We start from the raw sequence: 24,250 nt of genomic DNA, 5'->3' as shown, positions 1-24,250 counted from the left end.
GGACGCTACCGGACGGGGTTAGTCGCTGGGTTTCGGTACAACGCTGCTGTACGGCAGGCCATAGCGCGGAGCCGTCCACTTCCACGCCGTCATCCGCTTCGACGGCCCCACCGGGCCCGACACCCCGCCCCGGCCTGGGCCACCCTCGACCTGCTCACCGGCGCCATCCGCGCCGCCGCCGCCCGCGTCCGCGTCGTCGTCCCGGCCAATGAGGACTGCGGCTTCATCAACGACTGGGTGCTCCAGTGGGGCGAGCAGATCGACGTCCAGCCCATCGGCGCCTTCGGCCAGGGCGAAGACCTCACCGAACAGGCCGTCGCCGCCTACGTCGCCAAGTACGCCACGAAGGCCGCCGAGACGACCGGCTCCGTGGGCCAGCCGGTGGGCAACAAGGAGGCCCTCATCCTGCTCGACGTCCCCGACCACCCCCGGCGGCTCATGGAAGCCTGCATGGACCTCGACGCCGCCTACCCGGACCGACGGCTCCGCGCCTGGGCGCACATGCTCGGCTTCCGCGGCCATTTCTCCACCAAATCCCGCCGCTACTCCACCACCCTCGGCGCCTTACGCCAGGTCCGCGCCGACTACCGCGCCCAACAGCAACGCACCGCCCTCGGCCTCCCCGACCCCGACGAACACCCCGAGTCCACCCTCCTCGTCGTCACCCACTGGGCCTACGCCGGCCACGGCGCGACACCCGGTGAGTCCTGGCTCGCCGCCAACATCCGCCGCGACATCCGGCACAACCGCGAACACGCCGGCGAGATCCGCGCCCAGCTCGAAGTGTCAGCCGAAGAGGAGTGGTGACCATGTCCGCCCGTCTGCTCACCGTCGACCAGGTCGCCGAACTCCTCGGCACCACCGTCCGGTTCCCTCGGCGGCTGATCGAGGAACGGCGCATCACCTTCGTCAAGGTCGGCCGTCACGTCCGCATCCCTGAGCCCGCCGTCCAGGCGTACATCGAGACCCACACCGTGCTGCCCATCGAGCGTCGCTACGGGAAGGTGGCCTGATGGCGAACCGCAAGGGCCAGCGCCGCCGGTTCGGCACTGTGCGACAGCTCGCGTCCGGCCGCTGGCAGGCCCGCTACCGCGACCCGCTGTCGGGCGAGATGAAGTCCGCGCCTCACACCTTCGACACAAAGACGGACGCCGACATCTGGCTGACGACCATCGAGGCGGAAATCATCCGCGCCACCTACCAGGCGCCCGACGCCGGAAAGGTCGCCCTCGGGCCGTACGCGGACGACTGGTTGAAGCACCGCAAGCTGGAGGACCGCACCCGCGAGCGGAGCAAGAGCGTGATCCGGCTGCACATCAATCCGACCTTCGGCGCCGGGACGCTCACCGCCATCACCACACCCCGCGTACGAGCCTGGCGCACCGCCCTCCTGGAAGACGGCGTGGGAGAGCCGACCGTCGTCAAGGCGTACCAACTCCTCCGCGCGATCCTGAACACGGCCGTCGACGACGAGCTGATCCGGCGCAACCCGTGCCGCATCAAGGGCGCCGACCGCTACGACGTCCCGGAGCGGCCCGTCCTCACCGTGGCCGAGGTGTACGCCGTGGCCGACGCCATTCAGCCGCACCACCGCGCGCTCGTCCTCCTCGCAGCCTTCACCACGCTCCGCTTCGGTGAGCTGGCCTCGCTGCGTCGCCGGGACCTCGATCTGACCCGTTCCGTGGTCCTGGTCCGCCGTGCCCAGTCCGAGCTGCAGAACGGCACGCTGGCCGACAAGGCACCGAAGTCCGCCGCCGGCGTCCGGTCGGTCGCCTTTCCGGACGAGCTCGTCCCCGAGCTGGCTCACCACCTGGCGCACTTCGCCGGTGCCGGTCAGGACGGTCACCTGTTCCAGGGTCCCCGCGGCGGCCTCCTTCGGCGCAGCAACTTCCGGGACGACTGGACCCGCCGCCCGCGCCGCCGCCGGCGTCTCCGATGGTGTCTCCGATGGCGTGTACCAGGGCCTTCTGGCACGTAGGTGGCACGGCCGTGATCATGCGAAAGGGCCAGCGCCGGGGAAACATGCCCCTGCGCTGGCCCTTCGCCTTGAGCCCCCTGTCGGGTTCGAACCGACGACCCCCGCTTTACAAGTCCTGGCCAGGGCCGGGTGGGTAATGCCGGACGGTGTTGCTCCGTCCAGGACGGCCTGGCCAGAGCGGCTGGCTGGTGCCAAGTGATCCAGGCGAAACCGGGCTGTGCCGGAACATCCGCTCACGCATCGCTCACGCATGGACGACGCTGCAGTCGCCGGAACAAAGTGCTGCCCGTGAATGCATCGCTCCGCCCACGACGCACCCTGTCGCTCGATAGGCTGCGTAACGCCAGCCCGGCGGCTGCGTCGAATCGTAAGTGCCGAGACAGCAGGCCAAAACGTTGGGGGCAAGGTGCGGGCAGGCGTGCTGGCAGCGGTCGCTCTCCTGGGATCAGGCTGCGCGCGAGCATCGCCTGACACGGAGCAGAAGCTCTGCCCACAAGCGATCGATGCGCAACCCATCAATCCACCGCACCACTGTGGTTCTCCCGCGCGACGCCGGGTCGAATCCACGACCTGACCGCTGCCCGGGCACCACGGCATCGTCCAGGCCTGCCTGACCCGGCAGATCCTTGTTCTCGAGGACCGTGCCTATCAGGGCGCCGGCGCCACGTTCCGCACCCCGCACTACCACCACGCGAACAACCCGCGCACCACCAGCAGTTCAACGGCGACCATGTCCGACTGAGGGCTCCGGGAGAACACGCCGCATCAGCGCGATCGTCCAGGCCGTCCACACACTCCTGACCTGCGGCTATTCAGAATGAAAGAGGTTCGCTCAATCGCGAACCACGAAGGCCGTAGGACGCATACAGTTGACCATGTATGTGGAGTCTGCCCTCACAGAGTCAGTCCACCGTGAGGCAGGAGGAGAGGGGTACGGCTTGATAATTCTCGAGTGGTTCACAAAAGGGTCCAATTTGGTATCCCTTGGGGCTTTGGTTACGGCTTTGACGGCTCTTACTCGAACCTGGAGCACTAGCCGTACAGCCAAAAAGAACTTGCGCATTGCGATGCAGCAAGAAGAGCGAAAGGCTATCGAGCCGCAGGTTCGGCTTTTGCAGAGTAAGCACAGGCTGTTCGGTGACGCCGAACGGTATTCCTTCCTAGTCCACATTGGAAATTCTGCAGATTCTGGAAATTTTGTCGCGCGCGCCGAAATGGAAATAGATTACCGCACCCGGGACGGCGTTGTGACCGCCGTAAGGATCCCGACGGAGAGGGTACAAGGGGAGGATGTAAAGTATCTCGGCAATGAACCCACCCTGGAAATTCCCGCGAACGTGTCGGCGCGTGCGGCTATTGAAGGGTGGGTTCATTTCCGGTTCGCGAGCAATCTGATGGCCGGAAATGACGTGGACAGGTTCGCCGTCACTCTGGAAATGGGGCACGGCGGCCCGCTCTCGATAGAATCGATAATCCCGGCGGATATTTAAAAGCAAATTCCACGCAACGAGGTGCTGCGGCGTGATCAAAAGATCTAATGAGCGGAAGTTCGCAAAAAAGAAGGTTCGCACTCCAAGTCCTCTCGAGGTGGTCGGAGATGCGGCGATAGCTTCTCATCTGGTCGGCGATGGCCGGTTGATACCCCTGCTCATCGTAGATACAAGTACGCGTCCTGACTTGGATGAACTGGTGAGGGTGCATCAGTACGTTTCATCCGGGGACTGCAAATCTCAATGGGGCACAACTTTGAGTGGCGAAAGCCAGGTTTTGCTTCAACTTGAGTTCATTCGGCCGACCCCGATGACCGTAACACTTTGCATTGATGTGGCCGCTCGGGGAATTCTGATTGATTCAATACTGATGACTCAAGCGCTCTATTTGCTGCCCGGGCGTCCCGGCGACAGACTCACGACAAGACAAAATGACCCTCGTGTACTCATTGAGGTTCCCAGGGGGGACTTCGGTGCGGTTTGGGAGAAAATCCTGCGATCCGCATTGCGTAAGAGGTTTCGCGATGAAGGATTCGACAGGCCAGGGGCCCGTGCCGCTACAGAAGAGTTGATAGTAAAAATGCGCGAGCTCACAGGCTTTCGGTTGAAGAAGTAGCCTGGGCTTGACGTGGAGTGCCGCCGGCTTCGGGTATATCCGTCGGCACCGCCCACGCGTATATCACCGCCGTGACCGGCCTGCTCAAGACGCTGCGCGAGCACGATCCGGACTTCGTCCTGCTGGGCGGGCCCCTCGCCGAGTGCCACCGCGTCGGCGACAGCCGGGCCGACTACTCGGCCAAGCACCGCCAGCACTGCGTGAACTCCAGGTCGTCACCGACCCCGCCAGCGAGGTGCTGTGGCTCCCCCGCGGGCGTCAGCCACGTGGCGAAAGACTCAGGTGTCCGGGGAAACCGAGCGGGAACACGGGCGCCAGGCCCTCCGCGCCGAGGCACTGGCGCCGGGAGTGCAAATTTACTGGACCGCTTACAGCATTGCCAGCCGGAGGCATTACGAATGCCGGCGTCTAGTCGCTTATTGCGGCCGGTGCAATAGAAATGGCCTCTGAGTCGAAATCAACTCCTGGAGATTCGGTAAGTCCGCCCCCCTCCGAAAGGGAGGCGGTCGGCGCCAGGATTTCGATGGGTTCAGAGTGAAGAAGAAACGGTTGAGCCATATCTCGAATCGCGTCCAGAACGTCGAGAATCGGATACGCCCGTCGGCTCTCAAGTTCCTTTACGATAAATCGATCCTCTGCGTCAGGAAGTTGCGCAGGTGACGGAACCTTGGCATCGCTCTTCAAGAATGCTCGCACGAGAAAGAAGCTCTTGTAGTAGAGCTCCATGAAGGCGGAGTCGTATGGCAAGGGGAGTCGGATGAGATTTAGCTTGCCGTCCACCCTTGGGGTGTCACGCGCGTTGGCTTTCGGGTAAATCCCTACCCGCAAGCCTTGTGCGCCCTCCAGTGCGGCTGGCTTGACTTTCACAGTCGTCCCTACCCACCTGTCCACTGAGGGGTTACCGATGAAAAGGTCAGCCTTCCAAAGACCGTTGATGGAACGTGGCAGCGTGTTCCTTTCCTCATGCCGGTGGAACGCTCGGAAAATTTGGGGGATGTAGCGCTTCAGCTTCGGAGGCTGTCCTCGGTTGCCAACGTAAACTCGCGACTCGTCGGTCAGCGAGTCCTGAATCGACTCAAGGATAGGGATCCGTCCTTCCTTTTCCGGTCCGAACAGAATAGAACTCGCACCACCTGAAATGCCACAGAATTCTTCCAGGATCTCACTCGCGAGAGGCCAGATCAGGCTGTTGCGATTTGCGATAGCCTCGTGTACCGCCAGTTCGAAGCAGATTCCGGCATCCCCGGAACCTTCCCGAAATTCCCTTGCGAGATCCTGCAGTGTCCACTCCGGATATCCGCCGAGCCGATCGATGCGATCCATGGCGACCGAATGGAGAGTGGCTTCAAGGACTGGTGCCACCATCGCGAACTTCGCCATGACGGCGTCGGAAACTTCTTCCTGCTGAAAACTTTTCAGCACGCGCATAAGGTAAATTTCCCAACTGATGGGTGATAACGGGAAGAGGTGGAATGGTGGTCGACAGTTCAGGAATCATCGAGCTTACGGATGGCCTGCTGGCTGATGCAACCCGTCGGGTCGACGATTCTTGATCCTCTTTCTGGCGGTCCATGGTCCGGAAGATCCATCGCTTCAGCCTGCCTGGGTCGCCTGCCGGAAGATGGTCAGCGTTGCGGATATTCGCATCTTTCCTTTTATCGCGAGAGTTTGGCTAGCGATGCGCAAACGCGGCACCTTCTCGCCTATGGATGCCTTGTAGTAGCGGAACATGTATGGCAATGTGTCGCGGATTATTTGCAGAAAGTGTGGCGCTTCGGCGGGGGGTCAGGCAGCAAACCGCGTCGCCCGCTCGCGGAGCTCTTGGGCCTCTGGAACCCCTCTGTATCGACGCAGGCGAACACGCATGTCCTGCAAGGCGGCCTGGACCTTTACGGAGCGGATGCCGTCGGCGCAGTCGAGGAAATCGCGCCAGGTGGCCATGGCGCCGTCGACGTCGCCTTGGCGGAGGCGGACGCCGCCGAGATCGGCGAGGACGATGGCGCGGGTGCGGCGGCGGTCGAGGCCGTGGATGTCGAGGGCGAGGTGGAGGTGTTCCTCGGCGGCGTCGAGGTCGCCGAGGCGGGAGAGGATCATGCCGGATTCGTGGGCCCAGCGGCCGGGGGAGTAGTGGGCGGCCCAGGAGTCGCCGGGTGTGGCGGCCGGCTTGCCGATGGCTGTCTCGGACATGGCGAGGTGCTTGGTGGCCGTGCGGCGGTCGTCGTCCTGGGCGGCGGCGTTGGCGAGGGTGGCCTCGTAGTAGGCGACGGCTCGGGGGTTGTCGAGGTTGCGGCCGTGCTCCACGCAGGCTTCGCCCAGCTGGACCGCTTCGGCCCGGTAGCCCAGGTCGACGCACTGCACGGCGAGGCCGCGGAGAGCCGTCGCCGACAGTTCCGGGTCGCCGGCTTCGGCGGCCAGACGGTAGGAGTGGGCGTAGTAGCGCTGGGCGAGGCCGCGCAGTTCGGGGGTGTCGCCTTCGTCCTGGGCCATCCAGCCGGCGAGGTGGACGAGCTGGGAGGTGGCGGCGAACAGGTCGCGGCCGGTGGCTTCGGTGAAGCGGCCTTCCAGCCAGGGGGCGACGTCCTGGGTGAGGTAGCGGACGGCCAGGTGGCGGGCGTGGCCGCCGCCGAGTTCGGAGGCTGAGTCGCCGAGGGCCTTCACCATGTGGCGTACGGCGGTCACCTCGCCCTGGCCGACGCGTACGGCTCCGGGCAGAGCGGTCTTGGTCCGGCGGGTGATGCTGTCCATGTCGGGCAGGCCGAGTGCGGACAGCGCGTATCCGCTGGAGGCGAGGATGAACTCCCGACGTTCCACGTCGCTCCTTCCCAGGTCCAGGACTGATGCCACGGTATCGGTGTGGAGTGCCGCAGACATGGGCTCCGGGAGGTTGATCGCCTCGGGATCCAGCCCTAACACCCTTGCGATGTAAGGCCACCAGTGGCCGGGGGTCCTCTCGCCCTCGATCCACCGCCGGGCGTGCTGGCGCTGCAGGCGGCGCGGGTCACCGCATTCGGCGAGGCCGAGAGCGCGCGCCAACTCCGAAGGCCCCCAGCCGCGTTCTTGGCAGGCCTTCTTGATCAGTTCCGCAACGGCCGGGTTCCTCGGCACCCCGTCATCCTCCCCACCTGGATTACGCGGGATTACGCAGGACTACATCCTGGGCCCTGTCCCGGGAGCGCGGCCCGCCGTTCACTGAACATCACCCCGCAGATCTCCGAATGGCTCGAACAGGCCCAGTCCAGGGCCTGTTGGCGCCTGCCCGGACACGTGAGAGGACCCGAACGGTGAGCCGTTCCCCGTTATCCGACCCGCTGCAGACGGCCCTGAGCTGGGTGTGGGGCCTCGGCACGGCCGCCGGCCTCACCGTCGTCGGCCTCCTGGTCCACACCGAGCACTCCTCCGACCAGCTCCCGCTGGCGAGCCCGGCGCTCAGCGCCGAGGACGTCCTGCTGGCCGACGGCCCCGGATAGGCACTCCGGCCATGACCCGCATCTCGCCGACGTGTACGCCCCGCCTCAGCAGTGAAGGGAAGCCGATGTCCAGTCCGTCCAGCACCGACGCGCACCCCGCCCCCGTGTCGGTCGCGTTCAGCGGCCCCGACAACACCGGGAAGACCAAACAGATCGGAATCCTCGCCCGGCGCATGGGCCGGGCCGCGACCTCCGCGGGCCCGCTCGACCATCACGACCCGCGCTGGGCCGCCATCAAGGCCGGCGGCATGGCCAGCTGGTGGTTCGAGACCGGCCCGGTCGAGGAGGTCGCCGACGTCCTCGCCACTTCCTACCTCGAACGCTCCCGGCACCCCTTCTCCGCGCCCGTGCGCCTATTGGACCGGGGCATCCCCATGCTGGAGGCGTCCGTCGCCGCCACGGTCGCTGTACGGGAGGACCTGGGCGCCGAGCAGGCGGCAGACCGGGCGCGAACCCTGCTGGCCCCGTACGAGACCGACGTGCGGACTGTCGAGGAGGGCGAGCGCGCCCTCGTCCTCCTGCACTGCGACGACCCGGAGGAAGGCACCCGCCGCAGCCTGGCCCACGAGGCCACCGTCACCGACACCTACGCCGCGTTCCAGCGCCACCTCCACGAGCAGATCAACCGGCTCGTCGACGAGGGCCGCTTCCCGATGGGGATCCGCATCGGCGACCGGCCGACCGTCGCCATCCAGGACGAGGTGCGCCGGCTCCTGGCGCCCCTGCACCCGGAGGTGCCCGGCAGGGCTCTGGCCGGAGTGCACGTCACCGCGCTGGGCGGCATGTCGGAGAGCGGCAAGAGCACGGCCGGCGAGTACCTGCGTACGCAGCACGGCCACGCCCGCCTCAAGATCGGGTACCTCATCGAGGAGGCCGCCGGCCGGGCCGGGATTCACGACCCGTACAAGCTGGGGTCGATCGTGCAGGCCGAGTTGATCGTGGACGCGCTCGACCGCTTCTGCCAGGCCCACCACTTCCTCGACTCCGTCAGCATCGAGTCGCTGCACGACTTCGACTCGACCGCCGAACTCGCCCAGATGCTCGGACCCCAGCTCACCATCGCCTACCTGGACGCCTCCCAGGCCACCCGCACGCGGCGGGGCACCGCCGGGGCCCAGGACGTCATCGACCGCGACCTCGTCAAGAGCGCACGAGGTGCGGACAAGATCGCCTCCATCGCCCACGAGGTCATCGGCAACGACGGGCCGCGCCTGAGGCTTGAACGCCGGCTGGACCGCATCGCCCTCGAGCGCCGCTGGCCCGAGCACGAGCCGTCCACCATGCCGGTCAACGCCCTCGGACTCCCCGTGCACCTGGAGTCCTACCTGGCCGAGTTCCTCGACCGCACCACCGGCATGCGCCCGCTGATCGACCTGCTGGCCGTCACCGGAAGCGGTGCCCGGGGCAAGTATCAGCATGGCTGGAGCGACCTCGACATCCTGGTCGTGGCCGACGCCTCCACCCTCGACGAGATGCGCGAGATCCTCGCGGAACTGGAAGCCGAACTCGGCGGGGTGAAACTGGGCATGACCGTACTGACCCGGGCCGAGTGCCGGGCCGGCGCCGTCACCTCCCGGCTCCTCCACGTCCTCGCGCTCATCGGCAGCGGGGCACTGGTCCCCCTGTGGTCCACCCCCGGGCTGGCCCTGCCCGCTCCGGACGCGGCCACCGACGTCACGGCCAGCCTGCGCGACGGAATCCAGGCCGCCATCGAGATCCGCCGTCAGCTCCTCAAGGGAACCCCCGACCTCCGCGCCCTCTACAAGGTCACCGCGCTGCTCGCGAAGATCCAGCTCCGCTTCAGCGGGATCGAGTGCCCCTCGGACAGCGACGCCCTCACCGTCCTCCTCGACGCCGGACGGCAGGACACGACGATGGCGATCAGCGCCCGTACGGACCGATCCGCCGCCGAAGCGCTCGCCCGCATCGTCCTCCAGGCGTGGCTGGACACCCTTCCCGGGGAGACACAGTGAGCGCCCCACGGCTTGTGCCGACAACGGGCGCCTTCCACAAGCCGGTGGCGAGCCGCGAGCAGGCCGAAGCCGAGGCGAGGGGATGGGCGCGGCTCGCCTCCCGTATCGCGGTCCCGGCCCTCCACGGGCAGATCGCGTTACCGGACAGGCAGCTCCTCGCCTACGAGGACGTCTTCGCCAACGGCCGGTGCGAGCTGCTCATGGGCGACGTGATCGCCCTCGCCGACCGCGATCCGGCCGCGCGTCCCCGCTTGGACCGCCTCATGAACGGCGTGTGCGCGGACCTGCGGGCGGCGGCCGAAGAGACCGGGAAGACCGTGCCGCTGGCCGAGTGCGTCCCGGACCTCTACCTCGACCGCATCCGTCCCGGTGGCCGCCTGGACCGCTGGTACCTGCGCCGTGACCTGCCACTCGCCTTGCCTCATGCCGGTACGACCCTGACCCTCCGCGAGCTCGCCGACTTCACCCTCACGGCCAACAGCAGGCGGCTGACGCTGAACGTCGCCGCCATCATCGACAGCCTCCGTCACGCCCTGGCTCCCGACCGTGGCCGGCTCGCCGGTCTGTCGCAAGGCGACCCCACGGAACCGAACATCGCCGACCCGCTGTGCTGGCTCGACTTCGAGTTCGCCGGCCGCAACACTGTCGCGGGCGAGGCCGCCAACCTGCTCTGGTACCTGATGGCTCTGGGCGGCTGGCTCGTCCCCCGCTACCAGCCCGACGTGTACGCCCGCACTCTCCGCCTCGCCCTGCCGCCCGTGACCCGCCCGCGCATCGAGCACCTGGAGCTGCACAGGAGCAGTCGGCACATCGACGTCCGGTACTCCTGGAACACCGGCCCCGGCCGTACCGCGGCCCTCACCCGCGCCCTGGACGGTCTCTGCGGGCAGAACGGCAACGGTCTGGAGGAGATCCGCGCCTTCCTCGCCCTGCGCATCCTCGGCGTCATCCCGCCCACCCGGCTGACCGGACACGACCTCTTGCTCGTCCTGATCAAGCTCGCCGAGTGCCAGGACCCGCACACAACGCTCGGCACCTTCTTCACCACCACACCGGCCTCGCACCCCCACCCTGGTGATCGGAGCAGCAATGTCCCTGCCCCTGCTTGAGCCACCTCTCCAGACCCGGCCGCTCCAGGGCCGCAACGCCCTCGTCACCGGCGGCGCCACCGGCATCGGAGCCGAGATCGGCCGAGCGCTCGCCGCCGCCGGCGCGACCGTCGCGGTCAACCACCTCGGCCAGTCCCCCGACGTCCACGCCCTTCTCGCCGCTTTCGAACGAGCAGGCAGCCCGGGGATCGCGGTGAACGCCGACTTGACTGACCCTGGCGCCGTCCAGTCCATGGCCGACCTCGTCCGCGCCGAGATCGGACCGGTCGACATCCTGGTGAACAACGCCGGCTCCTACCCCCGCGTCGCCTGGCAGGACACCGACGAGACCGCCTGGAACTACTCCCTCGGCGTGAACCTCACCGCCCACTACCGCACCTGCCACGCGTTCACCCCCGGCATGGTCGAACGCCGCTGGGGCCGGATCGTGAACATCGGCAGCGTCAACGCCCGCGCCGGCCGGACGAACCTCGTCGCGTACAGCACCGCGAAGGCCGGACTGCTGGGCCTGACCCGCTCGCTCGCCCGCGAGCTGGGCCCGTACGGGATCTGCGCCAACACGGTCCTGCCCGGGGCCATCCAGGTCGAGGCCGAGAACGCCCTCCCCGCCCAGCACCGCGCGCGGCCCGAGGACCAGATCAAGCGCCAGTGCATCCCGCGCCGTGGCCGGCCCGAGGACGTCGCGGCCCTGGTGGCGTTCCTCGTGGGCCCCTCCGCCTCGTTCATCACGGGGCAGTCCGTTCACGTCGACGGCGGCTGGCTGCTGCACTGAGACCGTCAACAAGCAAGGAGACGAACCGAAATGATCGAACGAGTCCGCGCCGTCCTCGTCACCGCAGACGACACGATGCTGGTCATCCGCCGCACCCGGCCCGGCATCCCCGAGTACTGGGTCCTGCCCGGTGGCGGTGTCGAGCCCAGCGACGCCTCCCGGGAGGCCGCACTCCACCGGGAGATCCACGAGGAGATCGCGGGGAAGGCCGCCATCGTCCGCCTCCTCCACACGATGGAGTCCGACGACGAGCGCCAGCTCTTCTACCTCGCCCACATCGCGACCTGGTCCTTCGAGGACCGCACTGGTCCCGAGTTCAGTGCCGAGGGCCGCGGCGAGTACGCGCTGGAGGAGGTCCCGCTGACCCTGGAGGGGCTCGACGGCATCGACCTCAAGCCCGAGGAGATCGCCCACGTCCTGCGGGGAGCCATCAGCGCCGGAACTCTCGGAGTCGAGGCATCCTGAGCTTTCGAGTACGTCAACGCGCCATCAGGGTCGAGTCTCAGATGAGGCGGCCTTGATGGCGTCGCTACGTGCTACCGGCTTGGCGCCCAAAGCTCTCGGGGCAGTGTCGGGGAACGAACCGCGCCTGCGGCTGCTGGAGTCGAGCGGCGCTGCTACTGGACCAGCCGGAGCACCGGCCGCTGCTCTTGAACGCCCAGAAGGTCTCGTACCCTCTTGCTTGTCCACGCCAACTCATGAGCCAGTTGGGAAACCGATAGGCCCGCTTCCTTGGCAGCCAGCTCGAAGGCTTGTCCCAGCAGCGAAGGCTGTTCACCGGGGAAGTTCGAGACGGATTCAGCGATGAAGCCCGGCTGGCCGTCGAGAGCGCGTAGGCGCTGGTACGTCCTGCTGGCAGTCGCGTCGGAGATCAGCCCCAGCTCGCGGCATCGGTAGACGAGCGAATGGAGGGAGACCCCCCAGACCCCCCTGAGCTCGGCCAGGCGTGCAAAATCCATTCGCCGCGGCAGGAACGGAAGGATGCTGTCCTGGGGGGTCAGGAACTCGGCTGCGAAGGCGTCAGCCTCCTTCTCTTGACGGCTGTCACCAGTGGCATCACCGTGAAGCACAAGGTGGCCCAGCTCATGGGCCGCCGTGAACCGGTGCCGGTAGATGTCGTCGGCCCGGTTGGCGGTTAGAACGACGAGCGGCCGTGCTGCCCGGGTGGAGAAAGCGTCCACGCTCGCAGCGGAGGGATCACTGGCAGGCGGCATGACCACCACGATCCCGTGGGACTCCATCCGCCTCACCAGATGCGTGACAGGGCCGTCGCCGAGACCCCAGCGCCTGCGAAGCTCGCGGGCTGCGGACACGGGGTCGGTGGACAGCTCCTCGCCGGGATGGACCTCCCCACCAGCGAAGCCGGGCAGATCGACGAGAGGCAACTGGATCCGCTGTTCCAGCGCGTACGTGAGCTCCCAAATCTGCTCCGCGAAGGCGAGCGCACGCTCTCGCTGAGACTTCGGCGTGCTGCGCAGGCTCCGGAAATGGGCCATGGACGCGTCGAGCCGATTGGCCGGCCTTCCCAGCAGGAAGAACGTCACCGGAACCCCGAGGATCTCCGCGAGCCGGGGGATCAAGTCAGGACGCGGTTTCGACACCCCCGTCTCGTACTGACCCACAGCGGCAGGCGTCACCCCGAGCTGGACAGCCACGTCCTTCTTCGTCATCTCAGCCAGACGACGAGCTTGGGTCAGCCGGGTGGGATCGAAGCCGTCGGAGATAGCACGCGGCGTGGTGCCTCGTTCTTCCGTACCGGGGATGAGGTCTTGCTTAGTGGGTCGCATCGTCTTCGCTGGTCTGGTCCTCGACAGGTTCTGCCTCGGTCTGCACGGGGACGTGCAGAGCCTGGTCCGAGGCGGTACGAGAGGACAGCGTAAGGGTGGGTTGGATTCCGTCGGCGAAGCTGGTGTGTGCCGTGACCTGGTTCGGCATGCTGATCGGTCGCAGCGTGTACGAGGTGACCTCCTGAGGCAGGTGAAGCGGCTCGGGATCGGTGGCCCACTCCAACCGCCGGTTCATCCCGAGCGCCGCAATGCCCCAGTACGCCTCAAGGAGCTCGGAGGCGTTGCAGGCGAAGGGCACAAGAATCAGCTGGGTGCCCTGCGGGACCGTCGCCAGAGCGCCGCGCGGCTCGGCGGTCGGGACGGTCGGCCCGAAGTCGAGATCGAACGGATCCTGGATGTGCTTCGGCGCCGGCGCGAACGTGAAGAGCTCCTGCACCAACCGGGACTCACTGGGGATGCGCGCGCTACGGACGTCTGACTTGGTCTTGGAGTACCGGAACGGGTAAATCAGCCCGTTGCCGATGAGCATCAGCTCGTAAGAGAACTGGAACGGCTTAACTGCACGGGCGCCAGGCACCTTCTTGAGCTCGTCCTGAAGCCGCTCGTACTGGTTCTCGTATCGGCTGGTCCCGTAGACGCGGGTGGTGCGGGATGAGGCTTGTTCCTGTGCGGCCTGCGCGTTGGCCTGCATGTTGCGAAGGCCCTGCCCGACGCGGCGGCGGGCATCTGCTGCGTGCTCGCCGAACACGTCGGTCGTCCACGACGACGAAGGCATACTCATGCGGACGACTCCTCGGGTCGGACTACGCATCGAAGCATTCCAGTGCGGCCCTGACTTTAGTTGGTGTCAGAGAATTTGCACAACTACTTTGGTGTTCGGCGTGTCTGCTGCCGGTTCGTCACGGCACGGTACCCAGATGGACCCGGGCGCGAGAGGCGTCAGGCGGATTCTTGCTGGGACCCGGTAACCCCGGCCACCGGCTGCCCGTTTGGCACGCCATGAAGAAGATCATCTCTGTGGCTGCCCTGACCCTTGCGAGCCTCGCGCTGGCCGCGCCCGCCCACGCCGACGACAACGACAACGACAACGACAACGACAACGACAACGACAGCAACTTCGGGCCCGGCATCAACGCCGCCAACAACTGGAACTTCAGCGCTGCCGCCGTCTGTTTCCAGGAGCTGGCGGTCGTTCCTGTCGGGGGTACCTGGACCGGCAACCACGTCAATCACTGCGTCAACGGCAATGTCCTGGACCACCCCAACGGCTGACCGAAACACCTGCCTCCAAAGAGCCGGTTGTTGTGTTCACTCGGTGAACGAGGAGGGCGTTCACCGAGTGACCACCCCGGCTGTTCACTGCGTGAACACGAGGATGCGTACCCCGGGATGTCCCCGCATCACCGGCGCCTCGACGGGGACGTCGGCTGCGCGGCTCGTGGCGTGGCTGGGACGTAGACAGCTTGGTCCGGCCTGGCCGCCTTGCTGCGCGAGGGCTTCTCCGCTGCCCGTTCCGGCAGGCGTTTCAGGCGCCAGGTGAGGACTTCGCTGAGCTCCGTGGCGGTGTCGAGTTCCCGGTGGCGGGCGGCTCGGGCGAGGATCTTGGCGGGGTTGTGGCCGGGGGTGGTGGCGTCGTTGAGGGTGGCGGCAAGGGCTGGCCAGCCGGGTTCGGCGAGGATTCGCTCGGCCAGGTCGGGCAAAGCTTGGCGTACCGCGGCGGCCTGTCGGTTCAGTTGCCACTGGGCGAGTTGCCGGCCCTGGTGGTGGAGCGCGGCGAGGGGTTCGGTGGCTGCGGCCCGGTAGGCGACGCGGAGGTGGGCGGCGGTCTGGCGGGCGGCTTCGTCCTGTTGGTGGTGGTCGCGGGCGCGGTGCCAGTGCTGTGCGGCGATGACCGCCAGGAGGAGGGCGTCGAGGACGGTCGCGAGGAGGGCTCCGTCCTTCGGGGTGGGTTCGCGCAGGATGGCTTTCACTGCTCGGCGGGTGGCGTGGGCCTGCTCGTGGCGGGCGCGGATGTGGGAGCGGCTGGCTCGCTCGAACGTGGCGGCGGCCTGTCCGAGCTGGGGGCGGAGGTCGGCGGGCGCGATCATCGGCAGGGCGTCGAGGGCTTCGGCGAGGACCGTGATGTGGGCCTGCCCGGCTTCGTCCGCACTGCTGGAGAGTCGGTCGGGCAGCGCGTCGATGGCCTCGGCGAGTGGGCGCCAGGCGGTGGCCTCGGGCGGGACTGTCAGGCTGGTAACGGTCGGTGTCAGGCGTTCGGCGATCTTGGGGTAGGAGAGGTCGGGGGCGAGGGTGGAGCCGGAGAACCATACGGGCTCGCCCTGGGCGTTGGTGTCGTCGGCGAGGGCGACCTTGTAGCCGCGGACGTCCCCGGAAGGGAAGTGCTGGACGTCGACGAGGGCGCCGGCGCCCTCCAGGATTCGGAAGAACTCCTCGGTGTTCGTGGCCGCCGAGACCGCGGTGCGGGCGATGGTGCGCAGGCGTTCGCGGGCGGTCCGGGTGTTGCCGGTACGGCTCGCCTTCTCCTGCTCGGCGCGGGTGGGGCGTTTGGCGGCGGTGCGGTCGCCGCGCGGGACCTGGCGGAGTCCGTACTCCTTCTCGATGGCGACGAGTTCCTTGTCGGCGCGCAGGAAGTCGTTCCAGTGGCGAGGTGGGCGGAGGTCGCCCCGGACCTTGGTGGCGACGATGTGGATGTGGTCGTCGGCGTGGCGGACAGCGACCCAGCGGCAGGCGTCGGGGTCGCCGACCGGGGCGATGCCGGTGGCGTCGAGGACGCGGCGGGCGATGGTGGCCCACTCGTCGTCGGTCAGGTGGCGGTCTTCGGGGGCGGCGCGGATCGAGCAGTGCCAGACGTGGTTCTTCGGCGCCTTGTGGCCGGCCTGCTTGACCCGCAGGTCGAGGACGGCGGTGAGCTGGGCGAGGGTGGCGTCGGGGTCGCGGCCGGGGTCAGGGACGAAGTCCTCGAAGGCGACGACGAGGTGGGGGTCGGTGTGCTCGTTGGCGCGGCCGGGCCCGTAGAGGTAGTTCAGGACCCCTCGGGTCTTGTGGCCGGGCTTGACGATGTTCGCGATCAATCAGGCCGCCCAACGGTTCATGGCCGCCACATCGGCGGCAGCGTCGACGGTTTTGACCGCGTCCTGCACCAAGGCCACGAGCCGTCCGGCTTCGGCGAGCACGGCTGTGTCCACAGGGTGTGTGGCGCCGCCTTCGTTGAGGCGCTTGGCGATCTGGTTCACGTTCCTGCCGATGCGGGAGACCTGCTCGCGTAGGGCGGCGTACTCGTCGATCAGGTCGTCGGTGGCGGTGCGTTGCTCGGGCAGGGCGAGGTCGCCGTTCAGGTGGGCCATGACGATGGCGCCGACGAGGTGCGCGCCGGCCAGGTTGTGGCGGTGGGCCTCGGCGAGGATCGCCTGCTTCTCGTCGACGCTGTAGCGGACGTCGACACGCTCTTTGCGCTGGACGTCCTGGCGGGCGCGGCGGCGGGCGACACGGTGCAGCGCGGCTTCGTCGGCCGCGCGCACACGCCCTGTCCCCGGTGCGCCCTCGCGCCGGGGACCCGCCTCCGCCACCCCCGGGGTGGAGGCTTCTGCGTTGGACCGGCCCTTGGACGGTCCAACGCCATACCTTGCTCCGCCCGGGGCTGGGGTGGTCGTCGAGCGGTGGGCGGTTTCGAGGGGAGTGGGAACGGACTGTTCGTGCATGTGCGGGCCTTCGTGCGGTGCGGCTGGCGGGGAGGGAAGTGGTGCTCGCCCTGGGGTATTTCCGGGGCGAGCGGCAAGTTGCGGACGGGCTCGGGCCTATGCGGCGTCGGCTTGGGGGCGGTCGAGTTCGGCCTGGAGGAAGTCCTTGACCTGGTCGAGGCGTTCACGGCCGACGCCGAGTCGCTTGTCGCGGATGGCCTTCTCGACGTTGCGGCGGGATACCCGGCCACCACGTCCCAGGGGTGCTGTGCGTCCGATCTCGACCGCCTGCTCGAAGGTGGCGCTCGGTTTCTGCCCGCGATCTGTGGCGGGCGGCATTGGGGGTTGAGCCACTTGCTCGGCGGGGAGCTGGGCCGCGTACTTGTCGGCCGTCGGTTCGCTTGTGACTGCTGCGCCACCTTCCGGAGCCGTGGCCGCCACGTCATGGCGGCCCTCGTCAGTCGGCTCCGTGTGCGTGGGGCGGCGTTGGACGAGGAGGTAGAGGTGGACGGCGCCGGCGAGGGCGAGTGGGGCGATGGCGGAGATGGCGCCGACGGTGATGTCGTCGAGGGCGAGGCGGCCGTGGGGGTTCTGCTGGTTGAGGCGGACGGCGTGCAGGACGTTGGCCCAGATGCTGGTGATGGTGGCGGCGCCGACCAGGCCCCAGACGTACAGGCGGGACCACAGGGACGCGGCGTGCAGGACGAGGAGGGCGCCGATGCCGATGGCGATGAAGCCGTCGATCACGAGGGGGAAGGCGTAGGTGAGCGCCGGGTGGATGTGGCTGGCGGCGGCCATTTGGCGAAGGGCGTCGTACGAGAGCGCGAAAGCGGCCGCTGCGAGGAGGGCCACGCCCGCGCGGATCAGGAAGGAAAGGGAGAAGAGCCGTGTGAGGGTGCTGAACGAAAGCAAGGGGAGGGAGCTCCATGAGGCAGGTGGAAGGTGGGTTCGGCCGTGGCGGCGGTGACCTGTCGCCACCCGTCGCATGCCTGGTCAGATCAGGTACGGGTCAGGTGGGTGACATCGGGTCGACCCGTCACACACGGGGCGACCCGTCCCGGTCCTGACCTGCGAGGGGACAGGTCGGGACGGGTCGCGGCGGGTCAGGCGCCGGTCGTGGGACCCGGCAGGAGCAGCGGTTCGGCGGTGGCCGGTGCGGTGGGTTTGGGGCAGTAGCGCGCCCAGGCGTCGGTGAACTGCTCGCGGGCGAAGCCCCTGGCCTGGAAGCCGTCGGGGAAGCGGTGGCTGGCCGCGCTGATGCCGTAGTCCTTCAGCAGGATCTGCATGCCGCGCGCGGTCAGGCCCTTGTCCTTGTACTCCGGCCAGGGCGACTCGCTGTCGTCGTTGAGGATGCCGAGCAGGCGGCCGGTACGGAGCAGGGCCGGGTTTCCTTCGGAGGCGAAGGCGCGGCGGATGTCGCTGAGGAGGCGGATGTTCAGGGCGCTGTTGTCCTGATCCTGCTCGGCCTCGTGCTTCGTCATGGCCAGGCACGCGGCGCGGGCGGCTACGGGCCAGGTGCCGCCGGCGAGGTCGGCGACCGCGACCAGCGGCTGCCAGGTGTCGGCGGCCCGGTCCTCCACCGGCATCGCCGGGGTGAGGTCCATCGCCGTGTCGTGGAGCGGTCCGAGCCAGGCCACGAGCCGGTCCCGTACGGCGTGCAAGGCGGGGGTGTCCCGCACGGTGCGGAACTCGGCGACCCTCTCGCCCGGCCCCCGGCGCCGCATCCGGATCACGACCGACCGGTCCATGATCGTGTCGGGCAGGTCCCCGATCCCGGCGAGGGCGGCCATCGCGAAGGTCGGGAACTTCGCCACCTCGTGGTTCGGGCCGGAGACCCGCAGGGTCGGACGGTTGCGCTGGTGGCCGGCGTTGAGCAGGCCGCGCATTTCCTCGTTCTTCTCCGCGACCTTGGCCGAGCCGAAGAGGGTGTCGGCCTCGTCGACCAGGAGTGTCGGCGGGGTGTCGGTGATCGACCGGAACACGGCGGCAGCTGAGGCGTTGACCGTGATCAGCGGGTCGTGGACGGTCTCGGTGACCACGTCCAGGAGGCGGGACTTGCCGCACCGCTTCGCGGGGCCGACGACCGCGAGACGCGGGGCGTGCTGCCAGGCGGTCTGCAGGTGCGTGGCCGCCACCCACAGGGTGACGGCGTCCAGCGCCTCCGGCGAGGGCAGGATCACGAACTTCGCTATCTGCCGTCGGAGTTCGTCCAGGAACATCGATCCGACGGTCAGCTCGGGGGCCTCCTCCCCCACGGGCTCGTTCACCCGGGCGCCCTCGGTGCCGTCGGCGGCGGGAGGTCGGCCTGCGTACTCGCCGGGCTTGCCCCGGACGGCGATCGGCGGCCACTCCGGCTGGTCGGGGGCGGAATGGAATGGGGTTTCGCGATGTTCCACGGGGCAGCTCCTCGTCTGGTGGTGGCGGGCTCGCACGCCCGTGCCGCCGGGTTGGTTCTTCCAGGGCCGTTCGGGGTTGCTCGGGCCTCCGGTATCTCACCGCCGGGGGCCCTTCTCCTTCTCGCGGGCAGCAGGCCCGGCGAGGGAACACGGACGGTACGTCCACGCCGGGCAGCAGTCCAGCGAATCTGTGTCAGCTCAGCGCAGAACCGTCTGCTAGCTTCTTCCGCCCTCAAGCGGCCAGCCCCAACAGGCCGAGCAGGTCGGCCGTCACCACGCGGTACGCGTTCCCCAGCCGCAGGACCTTGCACGGATACTCGCCCCGCTTCGCCAGCTCATACCCCTTGCTCCGCCCGAGACCCAGCGCACGGTTGCCTGTATCCAGGTCAACGGCCACCGGCAGGGCCAGAAGCTCCTCCCGGCTCATGCCCTTCGGACCGGCTTCCGCGATGTCGTCGCGCACGCGGCACCCCCTCTCGTCACAGCCCACGGCGAACACGACTCTCGCGTCCGGCTCCAGGCCAGCAAGAACCATGATGGGGAAGCTACTGTGTCTGCATGACACAGAGCGATATGGACGATGAGGCGGACGACTTCCCCGAGTGGGTGGACCGGGTCAAGGCCAACGTGGCCGGCGAAGTCCGGAGAAGACGGAAGGAGATGGGATGGAGCGCACAGGACCTGGCGGACCGCTGCGAGGAGCTGGGGCACCCCATCCCGCGCAACGTGATCGCCAACATGGAGTCCGGCCGCCGCGCGGTCCTCCCCCTGGTGGACGTCATCGTCCTGGCCGCCGCCCTGGAGACCTACCCGGCCCACCTGATCTTCCCGGTCGGCTACGTCGAGGAGACCCAGGAACTCCCCTTCCAGAGACTCGTTCCGACCTGGGACGCCCTGCGGCGCTTCACCGGCGAGACAGAAGTACCCGGGCATGACGCCGGCCTCGTCCCCGACTTCGAACGCCACGCCAGCCTCGTCCGCACCGCCCTCGCCTCCCTCGAAGAGGAAGAGCACGCCCGCTTCGCGGCCAAACAGGCCACCAGCCGCGCCCAACGCGAGGAAGCCGAACGCAAGCGGACCGCCTACGCCGACCAGGCCATCTCCGCCAAGTACAGACTCCGCCACCTTCGCCGCGAACTCCGCGAAGACGGCGCCACCCCACCCGACCTGCCCGCCGCCCTGAGCGACGTCGACCCACCCGAACCCGAAACCGACACCACCCCGGAGGAACGCCTTTGAAAGGCTCCACCCACCGCCGCTGCTACTGCCGCGACCCCAAGACCGGCAAGCCGCTCGGCAAGAACTGCCCGAAGCTCTCCACCCGCAAGCACGGCTCCTACTCCATCCGCCAGGAACTCCCGCCGCGCAAGGATGGCACCCGCCGCTCCTTCAGCCGCGCCGGCTACGACACGCTCAAGGACGCCCAGAGCGACCTCGACCACGTCCGCGCCCTCCTCGGCCTCGCCGAATCCGACGATCCGGAGGGGCTGGCCTCCATCGCCACGCTCCTGGAGACCATCGCGGCCGAGAAGGCGCCCCTGCCAGACATCGAGACCACCCGGCGTCGCCTCAGCCACGGGATCGACCTGGCGAGCAGGCTCACCATCGGCGACTGGCTGGACATGTGGCTGGCCGCTAAGAAGGGCCGCCAGAGCGCCATCAGCCGCGACGAGAGCAACATCCGCGTCCACCTGAAGCCGCGCATCGGCCACATGCGGCTTGACCGCCTCCGCGTCTCCCACCTCTCGGAGATGTTCGAGGCCATCGCCGAGGCCAACGTCGAGATAGCCGAGGCGAACCTCGCCCGCCGCAAGGCGATCGAGGAGCTCTCCCGGATTCCGTGGAAGGGCCGCGATCACCGCGCCCGCCGCAAGGCGATGAAGGCGGCCATCGCCGAGATGGAGCCGTACCGCCGGATCGTTGGTCCCGCCACTCGCCATCGCGTCCGCTCCACCCTGCGTGCCGCGCTGAACTCCGCGATCGCCCAGCAGCTGATCACCTTCAACCCGGCCGCCCACGTCGAGCTGGAAGCGGGCAAGCGTCCCAAGGCGCTCGTATGGACAGTGGAGCGCGTCCTGGAGTGGCAGCGGACCGGCGAGCGGCCGTCGCCCGTCATGGTCTGGACTCCGGAGCACACCGGCCTCTTCCTCGACCACGCCGCCGACGACCGGCTGTACGCCCTCTTCCACCTGATCGCGTTCCGCGGGCTCCGGCGCGGCGAGGCGTGCGGGCAGAAGTGGACCGCACCCACCTCGACGCCGGCCTCATCACCGTCGCCACACAGCTCGTCGTCGACGGCTGGGAGGTCTACGAGGACGACCCCAAGACCGACGCGGGCGCGCGGACCATCGCCCTGGACTCCGACACGGTCGAGGTCCTGCGCCGCCACCGCGCCCAGCAGGACGCGGACCGCGAGAAGTGGGACACCGCCTGGGTGGAGACCGGCCGCGTCTTCACCCGAGAGAACGGCGAACTCCTCCACCCCGCGAACGTCACCCGCCGCTTCATCGAGCTGTACGAGGAGATCGGCCTCCCGCCGGTCCGGCTCCACGACCTCCGCCACGGAGCGGCCACCCTCGCCCACGCGGCCGGCGCCGACCTCAAGGCCATCCAGGAGATGCTCGGCCACTCCTCGATCGCCGTCACGGCGGACACCTACACGAGCCTGCTTCCCGAAGCGGATCTTGCGATCGCGGAGGCCACCGCCCGCCTCGTCCCGCGCGCACGCACCTCGTACACCCCACACGCCGCCGTGCCGGATCGTGCCGGTCTCTCGGAGGAAACGCCGGGTGCTGCCACGCCGTCCGCTCACGCACCGCGCACGCAAACGGCCCCGGACGAGGAGTCCGAGGCCGTGCAGGGCGCCTCCTGGGGAAGAAATCCCACGTCAGCGACGCCTAGCGCAGAGCCCCCTGTCGGGTTCGAACCGACGACCCCCGCTTTACAAGAGCGGTGCTCTGGCCAGCTGAGCTAAGGAGGCAGCGAGTGCAGTGTATCCAACGCCGCCCGGACGACGGTCGGAAATCTCACGGCCTCTGGAGTACTGACAGATCGGGCACGGCCAGGTAGCGTCACTTGCAGTTCACCCAGGTGGACTAGACCTCAATCCTTCCTTTACTCGGATCGTCCGGCACGTTCCTGCCGGTGAAGGGACACATCACCATGGCTTCCGTCACTTTCGACAAGGCGACCCGGATCTACCCCGGTGCCACCAAGCCCTCCGTCGACCAGCTCGAGATCGAGATCGCCGACGGCGAGTTCCTCGTCCTCGTCGGCCCCTCCGGCTGTGGCAAGTCGACCTCCCTCCGCATGCTCGCGGGTCTCGAGGACGTCAACGCCGGCTCCATCCGCATCGGTGACCGCGACGTCACGCACCTGCCGCCGAAGGACCGGGACATCGCGATGGTGTTCCAGAACTACGCGCTGTACCCGCACATGACCGTCGCCGACAACATGGGCTTCGCGCTCAAGATCGCCGGCGTCAACAAGGCCGAGATCCGCGCCAAGGTCGAAGAGGCCGCGAAGATCCTCGACCTCACCGAGTACCTGGACCGGAAGCCGAAGGCGCTCTCCGGTGGTCAGCGTCAGCGTGTCGCCATGGGTCGCGCCATCGTGCGTGAGCCGCAGGTCTTCCTCATGGACGAGCCGCTGTCGAACCTCGACGCGAAGCTCCGTGTCTCGACCCGTACGCAGATCGCCGGTCTCCAGCGCCGTCTGGGCATCACCACGGTCTACGTCACCCACGACCAGACCGAGGCCCTCACCATGGGCGACCGCGTCGCCGTGCTGAAGGACGGTCTGCTCCAGCAGGTCGACTCCCCGCGCAACATGTACGACCGTCCCGCCAACCTCTTCGTCGCCGGCTTCATCGGCTCCCCGGCCATGAACCTGGTCGAGGTCCCGATCACCGACGGCGGCGTGAAGTTCGGCAACAGCATCGTCCCGGTCTCCCGCGACGCCATCGCCGCCGCCTCCGCCAACGGCGACACCACGGTGACCGTCGGCATCCGCCCCGAGCACTTCGACGTGCAGGGCTCGGAGAGCGACCAGGGCCTGGCCGTGACGGTCAACGTCGTCGAGGAGCTCGGCTCGGACGGCTTCATCTACGGCTCCACCCGCGTCGGCGGCGAGGACAAGGACGTGGTCGTCCGCGTCGGCGGCCGTGACGTGCCCTCCAAGGGCTCCACGCTGCACGTCGTCCCGCGCGCGGCCGAGCTGCACGTCTTCTCCACCTCCACGGGCGCGCGCCTCAGCGACTGACCCGAGGAGCCTGGCCCGAGGAGTCTGACTCGAAGAGCCTGGCGCGAAGAGCCTGGCGCGAAGAGCCTGGCGCGAAGAGCCTGACTCGAAGAGCCTCGCAGAACGGCCCCGCATCTCTTGCAGATGCGGGGCCGTTCGCCTAAGACGTCCAAGTCGTGGTTTACCGCGGAAAACCCCGGCATTCAGGGCCCGCCCCCAGGCCCCGCGTCAACACGGAATTCGAAAAGCCGCCTCGAACCATCCCCCGCGAGAGTGACTAAATGTCGCCATATCACTACCGGCCGCTACGCTCGCCTGCGTGACCCACACTGCCCGCCGAATCGGCCGCTCTCTCGCCCTCGTCCTGCCCGTCGTCCTGGTGCTCTCGGGAACGCTCGCGGTGTCCGCCGTTCCGTGGGCCGGCCAGGACTCCACCACCCAGCTGACGGCCTCCTCCTCCGAGGTCTCCGTCCGCGCCAAGTCCCGTGCCCCGCAGGATATTCTCCGCGACCAGCTCCTCGCAGAGCTTCAGGAGAAGGACCCCGGCACGGCCCTGACGCACCTCCAGCGCGAGGTGGAGAACCGGCCCTCGATCGCCAAGCACTGCATCTCCATCGCCCGCGCCCTCGGCCGCGCCGCCGTCGAGCACTACGGCCCCTCCCGCGCCCAGTCCTTCTCCCGCCCGGTCTGCGACACCTCGTACGCGACCGGCGTCATGCGCGCGAGCTGAGCACCGTCGCGTATCC

At 68.2% G+C, this 24,250-nt stretch carries 23 protein-coding genes, 1 tRNA gene and 4 pseudogenes; 17 read left to right on the top strand and 11 right to left on the bottom strand.

Translation table 11 applies throughout. The features are described 5' to 3' along the window. Window positions 1-64 precede the first annotated feature (64 nt). The 7 genes and pseudogenes from OG361_RS22190 to OG361_RS22160 form a co-directional block, all read left to right on the top strand. Window positions 65-807: pseudogene (locus OG361_RS22190) on the top strand (replication initiator); the annotation flags it as partial. 2 nt (window positions 808-809) lie between these two features. Continuing rightward, on the top strand, window positions 810-1,013 hold the full coding sequence (locus OG361_RS22185) for a helix-turn-helix domain-containing protein (RefSeq protein WP_405854347.1): 204 nt from the start codon (window positions 810-812) through the stop codon (window positions 1,011-1,013). Further along, window positions 1,013-1,978, top strand: coding sequence for a tyrosine-type recombinase/integrase (locus OG361_RS22180; protein ID WP_405856063.1), 966 nt, complete (start codon window positions 1,013-1,015; stop codon window positions 1,976-1,978). Before OG361_RS22185 ends, OG361_RS22180 begins: the two co-directional genes overlap by 1 nt. Window positions 1,979-2,506: 528 nt before the next feature. Further along, a pseudogene (locus tag OG361_RS22175) lies at window positions 2,507-2,799 on the top strand (transposase family protein); the annotation flags it as partial. A gap of 48 nt (window positions 2,800-2,847) precedes the next feature. Then, a complete protein-coding gene (locus tag OG361_RS22170) occupies window positions 2,848-3,468 on the top strand; it encodes a hypothetical protein (RefSeq protein WP_405856061.1) in 621 nt (206 codons plus the stop codon). 31 nt (window positions 3,469-3,499) lie between these two features. Continuing rightward, the gene (locus tag OG361_RS22165; protein WP_405856059.1) at window positions 3,500-4,084 is read left to right on the top strand and encodes a hypothetical protein; all 585 of its coding nucleotides are present in this window, start codon (window positions 3,500-3,502) and stop codon (window positions 4,082-4,084) included. A gap of 32 nt (window positions 4,085-4,116) precedes the next feature. After that, a pseudogene (locus tag OG361_RS22160) lies at window positions 4,117-4,331 on the top strand (IS5/IS1182 family transposase); the annotation flags it as partial. A 161-nt stretch (window positions 4,332-4,492) separates the two neighbouring features. On the opposite strand, the gene OG361_RS22155 reads toward OG361_RS22160, so the two are convergent. The 3 genes from OG361_RS22155 to OG361_RS22145 form a co-directional block, all read right to left on the bottom strand. Next, window positions 4,493-5,512, bottom strand: a complete 1,020-nt coding sequence (locus OG361_RS22155) for a hypothetical protein (RefSeq protein ID WP_405856057.1) — start codon at window positions 5,510-5,512, stop codon at window positions 4,493-4,495. A gap of 165 nt (window positions 5,513-5,677) precedes the next feature. After that, complete coding sequence (locus OG361_RS22150; RefSeq protein WP_405856055.1) at window positions 5,678-5,815, bottom strand: hypothetical protein; 138 nt, start codon at window positions 5,813-5,815, stop codon at window positions 5,678-5,680. Window positions 5,816-5,869: 54 nt separating this feature from the next. Continuing rightward, window positions 5,870-6,895 (bottom strand): tetratricopeptide repeat protein, encoded by a 1,026-nt coding sequence (locus tag OG361_RS22145; RefSeq protein ID WP_405856054.1) that lies wholly within the window; start codon window positions 6,893-6,895, stop codon window positions 5,870-5,872. 470 nt (window positions 6,896-7,365) lie between these two features. On the opposite strand from OG361_RS22145, the gene OG361_RS22140 reads away from it, so the two are divergent. From OG361_RS22140 to OG361_RS22120, 5 genes are all read left to right on the top strand, one after another. Continuing rightward, window positions 7,366-7,551: a hypothetical protein gene (locus tag OG361_RS22140; RefSeq protein WP_405856052.1), complete on the top strand. Its 186-nt coding sequence runs from the start codon at window positions 7,366-7,368 to the stop codon at window positions 7,549-7,551. A 65-nt stretch (window positions 7,552-7,616) separates the two neighbouring features. Next, complete coding sequence (locus OG361_RS22135; RefSeq protein ID WP_405856050.1) at window positions 7,617-9,524, top strand: nucleotidyltransferase domain-containing protein; 1,908 nt, start codon at window positions 7,617-7,619, stop codon at window positions 9,522-9,524. Then, window positions 9,521-10,633 (top strand): hypothetical protein, encoded by a 1,113-nt coding sequence (locus tag OG361_RS22130; RefSeq protein ID WP_405856048.1) that lies wholly within the window; start codon window positions 9,521-9,523, stop codon window positions 10,631-10,633. Before OG361_RS22135 ends, OG361_RS22130 begins: the two co-directional genes overlap by 4 nt. Beyond that, a complete protein-coding gene (locus tag OG361_RS22125; RefSeq protein WP_405856046.1) occupies window positions 10,614-11,405 on the top strand; it encodes an SDR family NAD(P)-dependent oxidoreductase in 792 nt (263 codons plus the stop codon). The genes OG361_RS22130 and OG361_RS22125 overlap by 20 nt, the downstream gene beginning before the upstream one ends. A 30-nt stretch (window positions 11,406-11,435) precedes the next feature. Then, window positions 11,436-11,870 (top strand): NUDIX domain-containing protein, encoded by a 435-nt coding sequence (locus OG361_RS22120; RefSeq protein WP_405856044.1) that lies wholly within the window; start codon window positions 11,436-11,438, stop codon window positions 11,868-11,870. 152 nt (window positions 11,871-12,022) lie between these two features. Here OG361_RS22120 and OG361_RS22115 read toward each other — a convergent pair whose 3' ends face one another. Continuing rightward, the gene (locus OG361_RS22115) at window positions 12,023-13,192 is read right to left on the bottom strand and encodes a helix-turn-helix domain-containing protein (protein ID WP_405856042.1); all 1,170 of its coding nucleotides are present in this window, start codon (window positions 13,190-13,192) and stop codon (window positions 12,023-12,025) included. Next, window positions 13,179-13,973 (bottom strand): hypothetical protein, encoded by a 795-nt coding sequence (locus tag OG361_RS22110; RefSeq protein ID WP_405856040.1) that lies wholly within the window; start codon window positions 13,971-13,973, stop codon window positions 13,179-13,181. The genes OG361_RS22115 and OG361_RS22110 overlap by 14 nt, the downstream gene beginning before the upstream one ends. A gap of 218 nt (window positions 13,974-14,191) precedes the next feature. Here OG361_RS22110 and OG361_RS22105 point away from each other — a divergent pair, with 218 nt between their 5' ends. Further along, the gene (locus OG361_RS22105; protein ID WP_405862387.1) at window positions 14,192-14,464 is read left to right on the top strand and encodes a hypothetical protein; all 273 of its coding nucleotides are present in this window, start codon (window positions 14,192-14,194) and stop codon (window positions 14,462-14,464) included. Window positions 14,465-14,592: 128 nt separating this feature from the next. Here the strand turns inward: OG361_RS22105 and OG361_RS22100 are convergent, their stop codons facing one another. The 5 genes from OG361_RS22100 to OG361_RS22080 all read right to left on the bottom strand — a co-directional run bounded on the left by OG361_RS22100 (window position 14,593) and on the right by OG361_RS22080 (window position 19,692). Then, on the bottom strand, window positions 14,593-16,263 hold the full coding sequence (locus OG361_RS22100; RefSeq protein WP_405856038.1) for a relaxase/mobilization nuclease domain-containing protein: 1,671 nt from the start codon (window positions 16,261-16,263) through the stop codon (window positions 14,593-14,595). Next, window positions 16,264-16,710 carry a plasmid mobilization relaxosome protein MobC gene (gene mobC / locus OG361_RS22095; protein WP_405856036.1) on the bottom strand — a complete coding sequence of 149 codons (447 nt, stop codon included), beginning with the start codon at window positions 16,708-16,710 and terminating at the stop codon, window positions 16,264-16,266. A 276-nt stretch (window positions 16,711-16,986) separates the two neighbouring features. Next, window positions 16,987-17,781 (bottom strand): DUF2637 domain-containing protein, encoded by a 795-nt coding sequence (locus OG361_RS22090; RefSeq protein WP_405856034.1) that lies wholly within the window; start codon window positions 17,779-17,781, stop codon window positions 16,987-16,989. Window positions 17,782-17,972: 191 nt separating this feature from the next. Further along, window positions 17,973-19,265 (bottom strand): DUF3631 domain-containing protein, encoded by a 1,293-nt coding sequence (locus OG361_RS22085; RefSeq protein ID WP_405856032.1) that lies wholly within the window; start codon window positions 19,263-19,265, stop codon window positions 17,973-17,975. A 232-nt stretch (window positions 19,266-19,497) separates the two neighbouring features. Next, window positions 19,498-19,692 (bottom strand): hypothetical protein, encoded by a 195-nt coding sequence (locus OG361_RS22080; protein ID WP_405862385.1) that lies wholly within the window; start codon window positions 19,690-19,692, stop codon window positions 19,498-19,500. Between the two features lie 146 nt (window positions 19,693-19,838). Between OG361_RS22080 and OG361_RS22075 the strand changes: the two genes are divergently transcribed. Next, window positions 19,839-20,504 (top strand): helix-turn-helix domain-containing protein, encoded by a 666-nt coding sequence (locus OG361_RS22075; RefSeq protein WP_405862383.1) that lies wholly within the window; start codon window positions 19,839-19,841, stop codon window positions 20,502-20,504. Beyond that, window positions 20,501-21,993: pseudogene (xerC, locus tag OG361_RS22070) on the top strand (tyrosine recombinase XerC); the annotation flags it as partial. The gene OG361_RS22075 and the pseudogene xerC, both read left to right, overlap by 4 nt. 178 nt (window positions 21,994-22,171) lie before the next feature. Here the strand turns inward: xerC and OG361_RS22065 are convergent. Then, window positions 22,172-22,245 (bottom strand) — tRNA-Thr (locus tag OG361_RS22065). A gap of 182 nt (window positions 22,246-22,427) precedes the next feature. Between OG361_RS22065 and OG361_RS22060 the strand changes: the two genes are divergently transcribed. Both OG361_RS22060 and OG361_RS22055 read left to right on the top strand, forming a co-directional pair. Next, window positions 22,428-23,525 (top strand): ABC transporter ATP-binding protein, encoded by a 1,098-nt coding sequence (locus OG361_RS22060; RefSeq protein WP_405856030.1) that lies wholly within the window; start codon window positions 22,428-22,430, stop codon window positions 23,523-23,525. A 298-nt stretch (window positions 23,526-23,823) separates the two neighbouring features. Further along, window positions 23,824-24,234 carry a hypothetical protein gene (locus OG361_RS22055; protein ID WP_384569858.1) on the top strand — a complete coding sequence of 137 codons (411 nt, stop codon included), beginning with the start codon at window positions 23,824-23,826 and terminating at the stop codon, window positions 24,232-24,234. Window positions 24,235-24,250: the final 16 nt, after the last annotated feature.

This window comes from Streptomyces sp. NBC_00090 (genome assembly GCF_045160815.1).
Classification (GTDB): Bacteria; Actinomycetota; Actinomycetes; order Streptomycetales; family Streptomycetaceae; genus Streptomyces.
The sequence above is the reverse complement of the archived record's forward strand: the minus strand, read 5'-3'. Positions and strand labels throughout refer to the sequence as shown.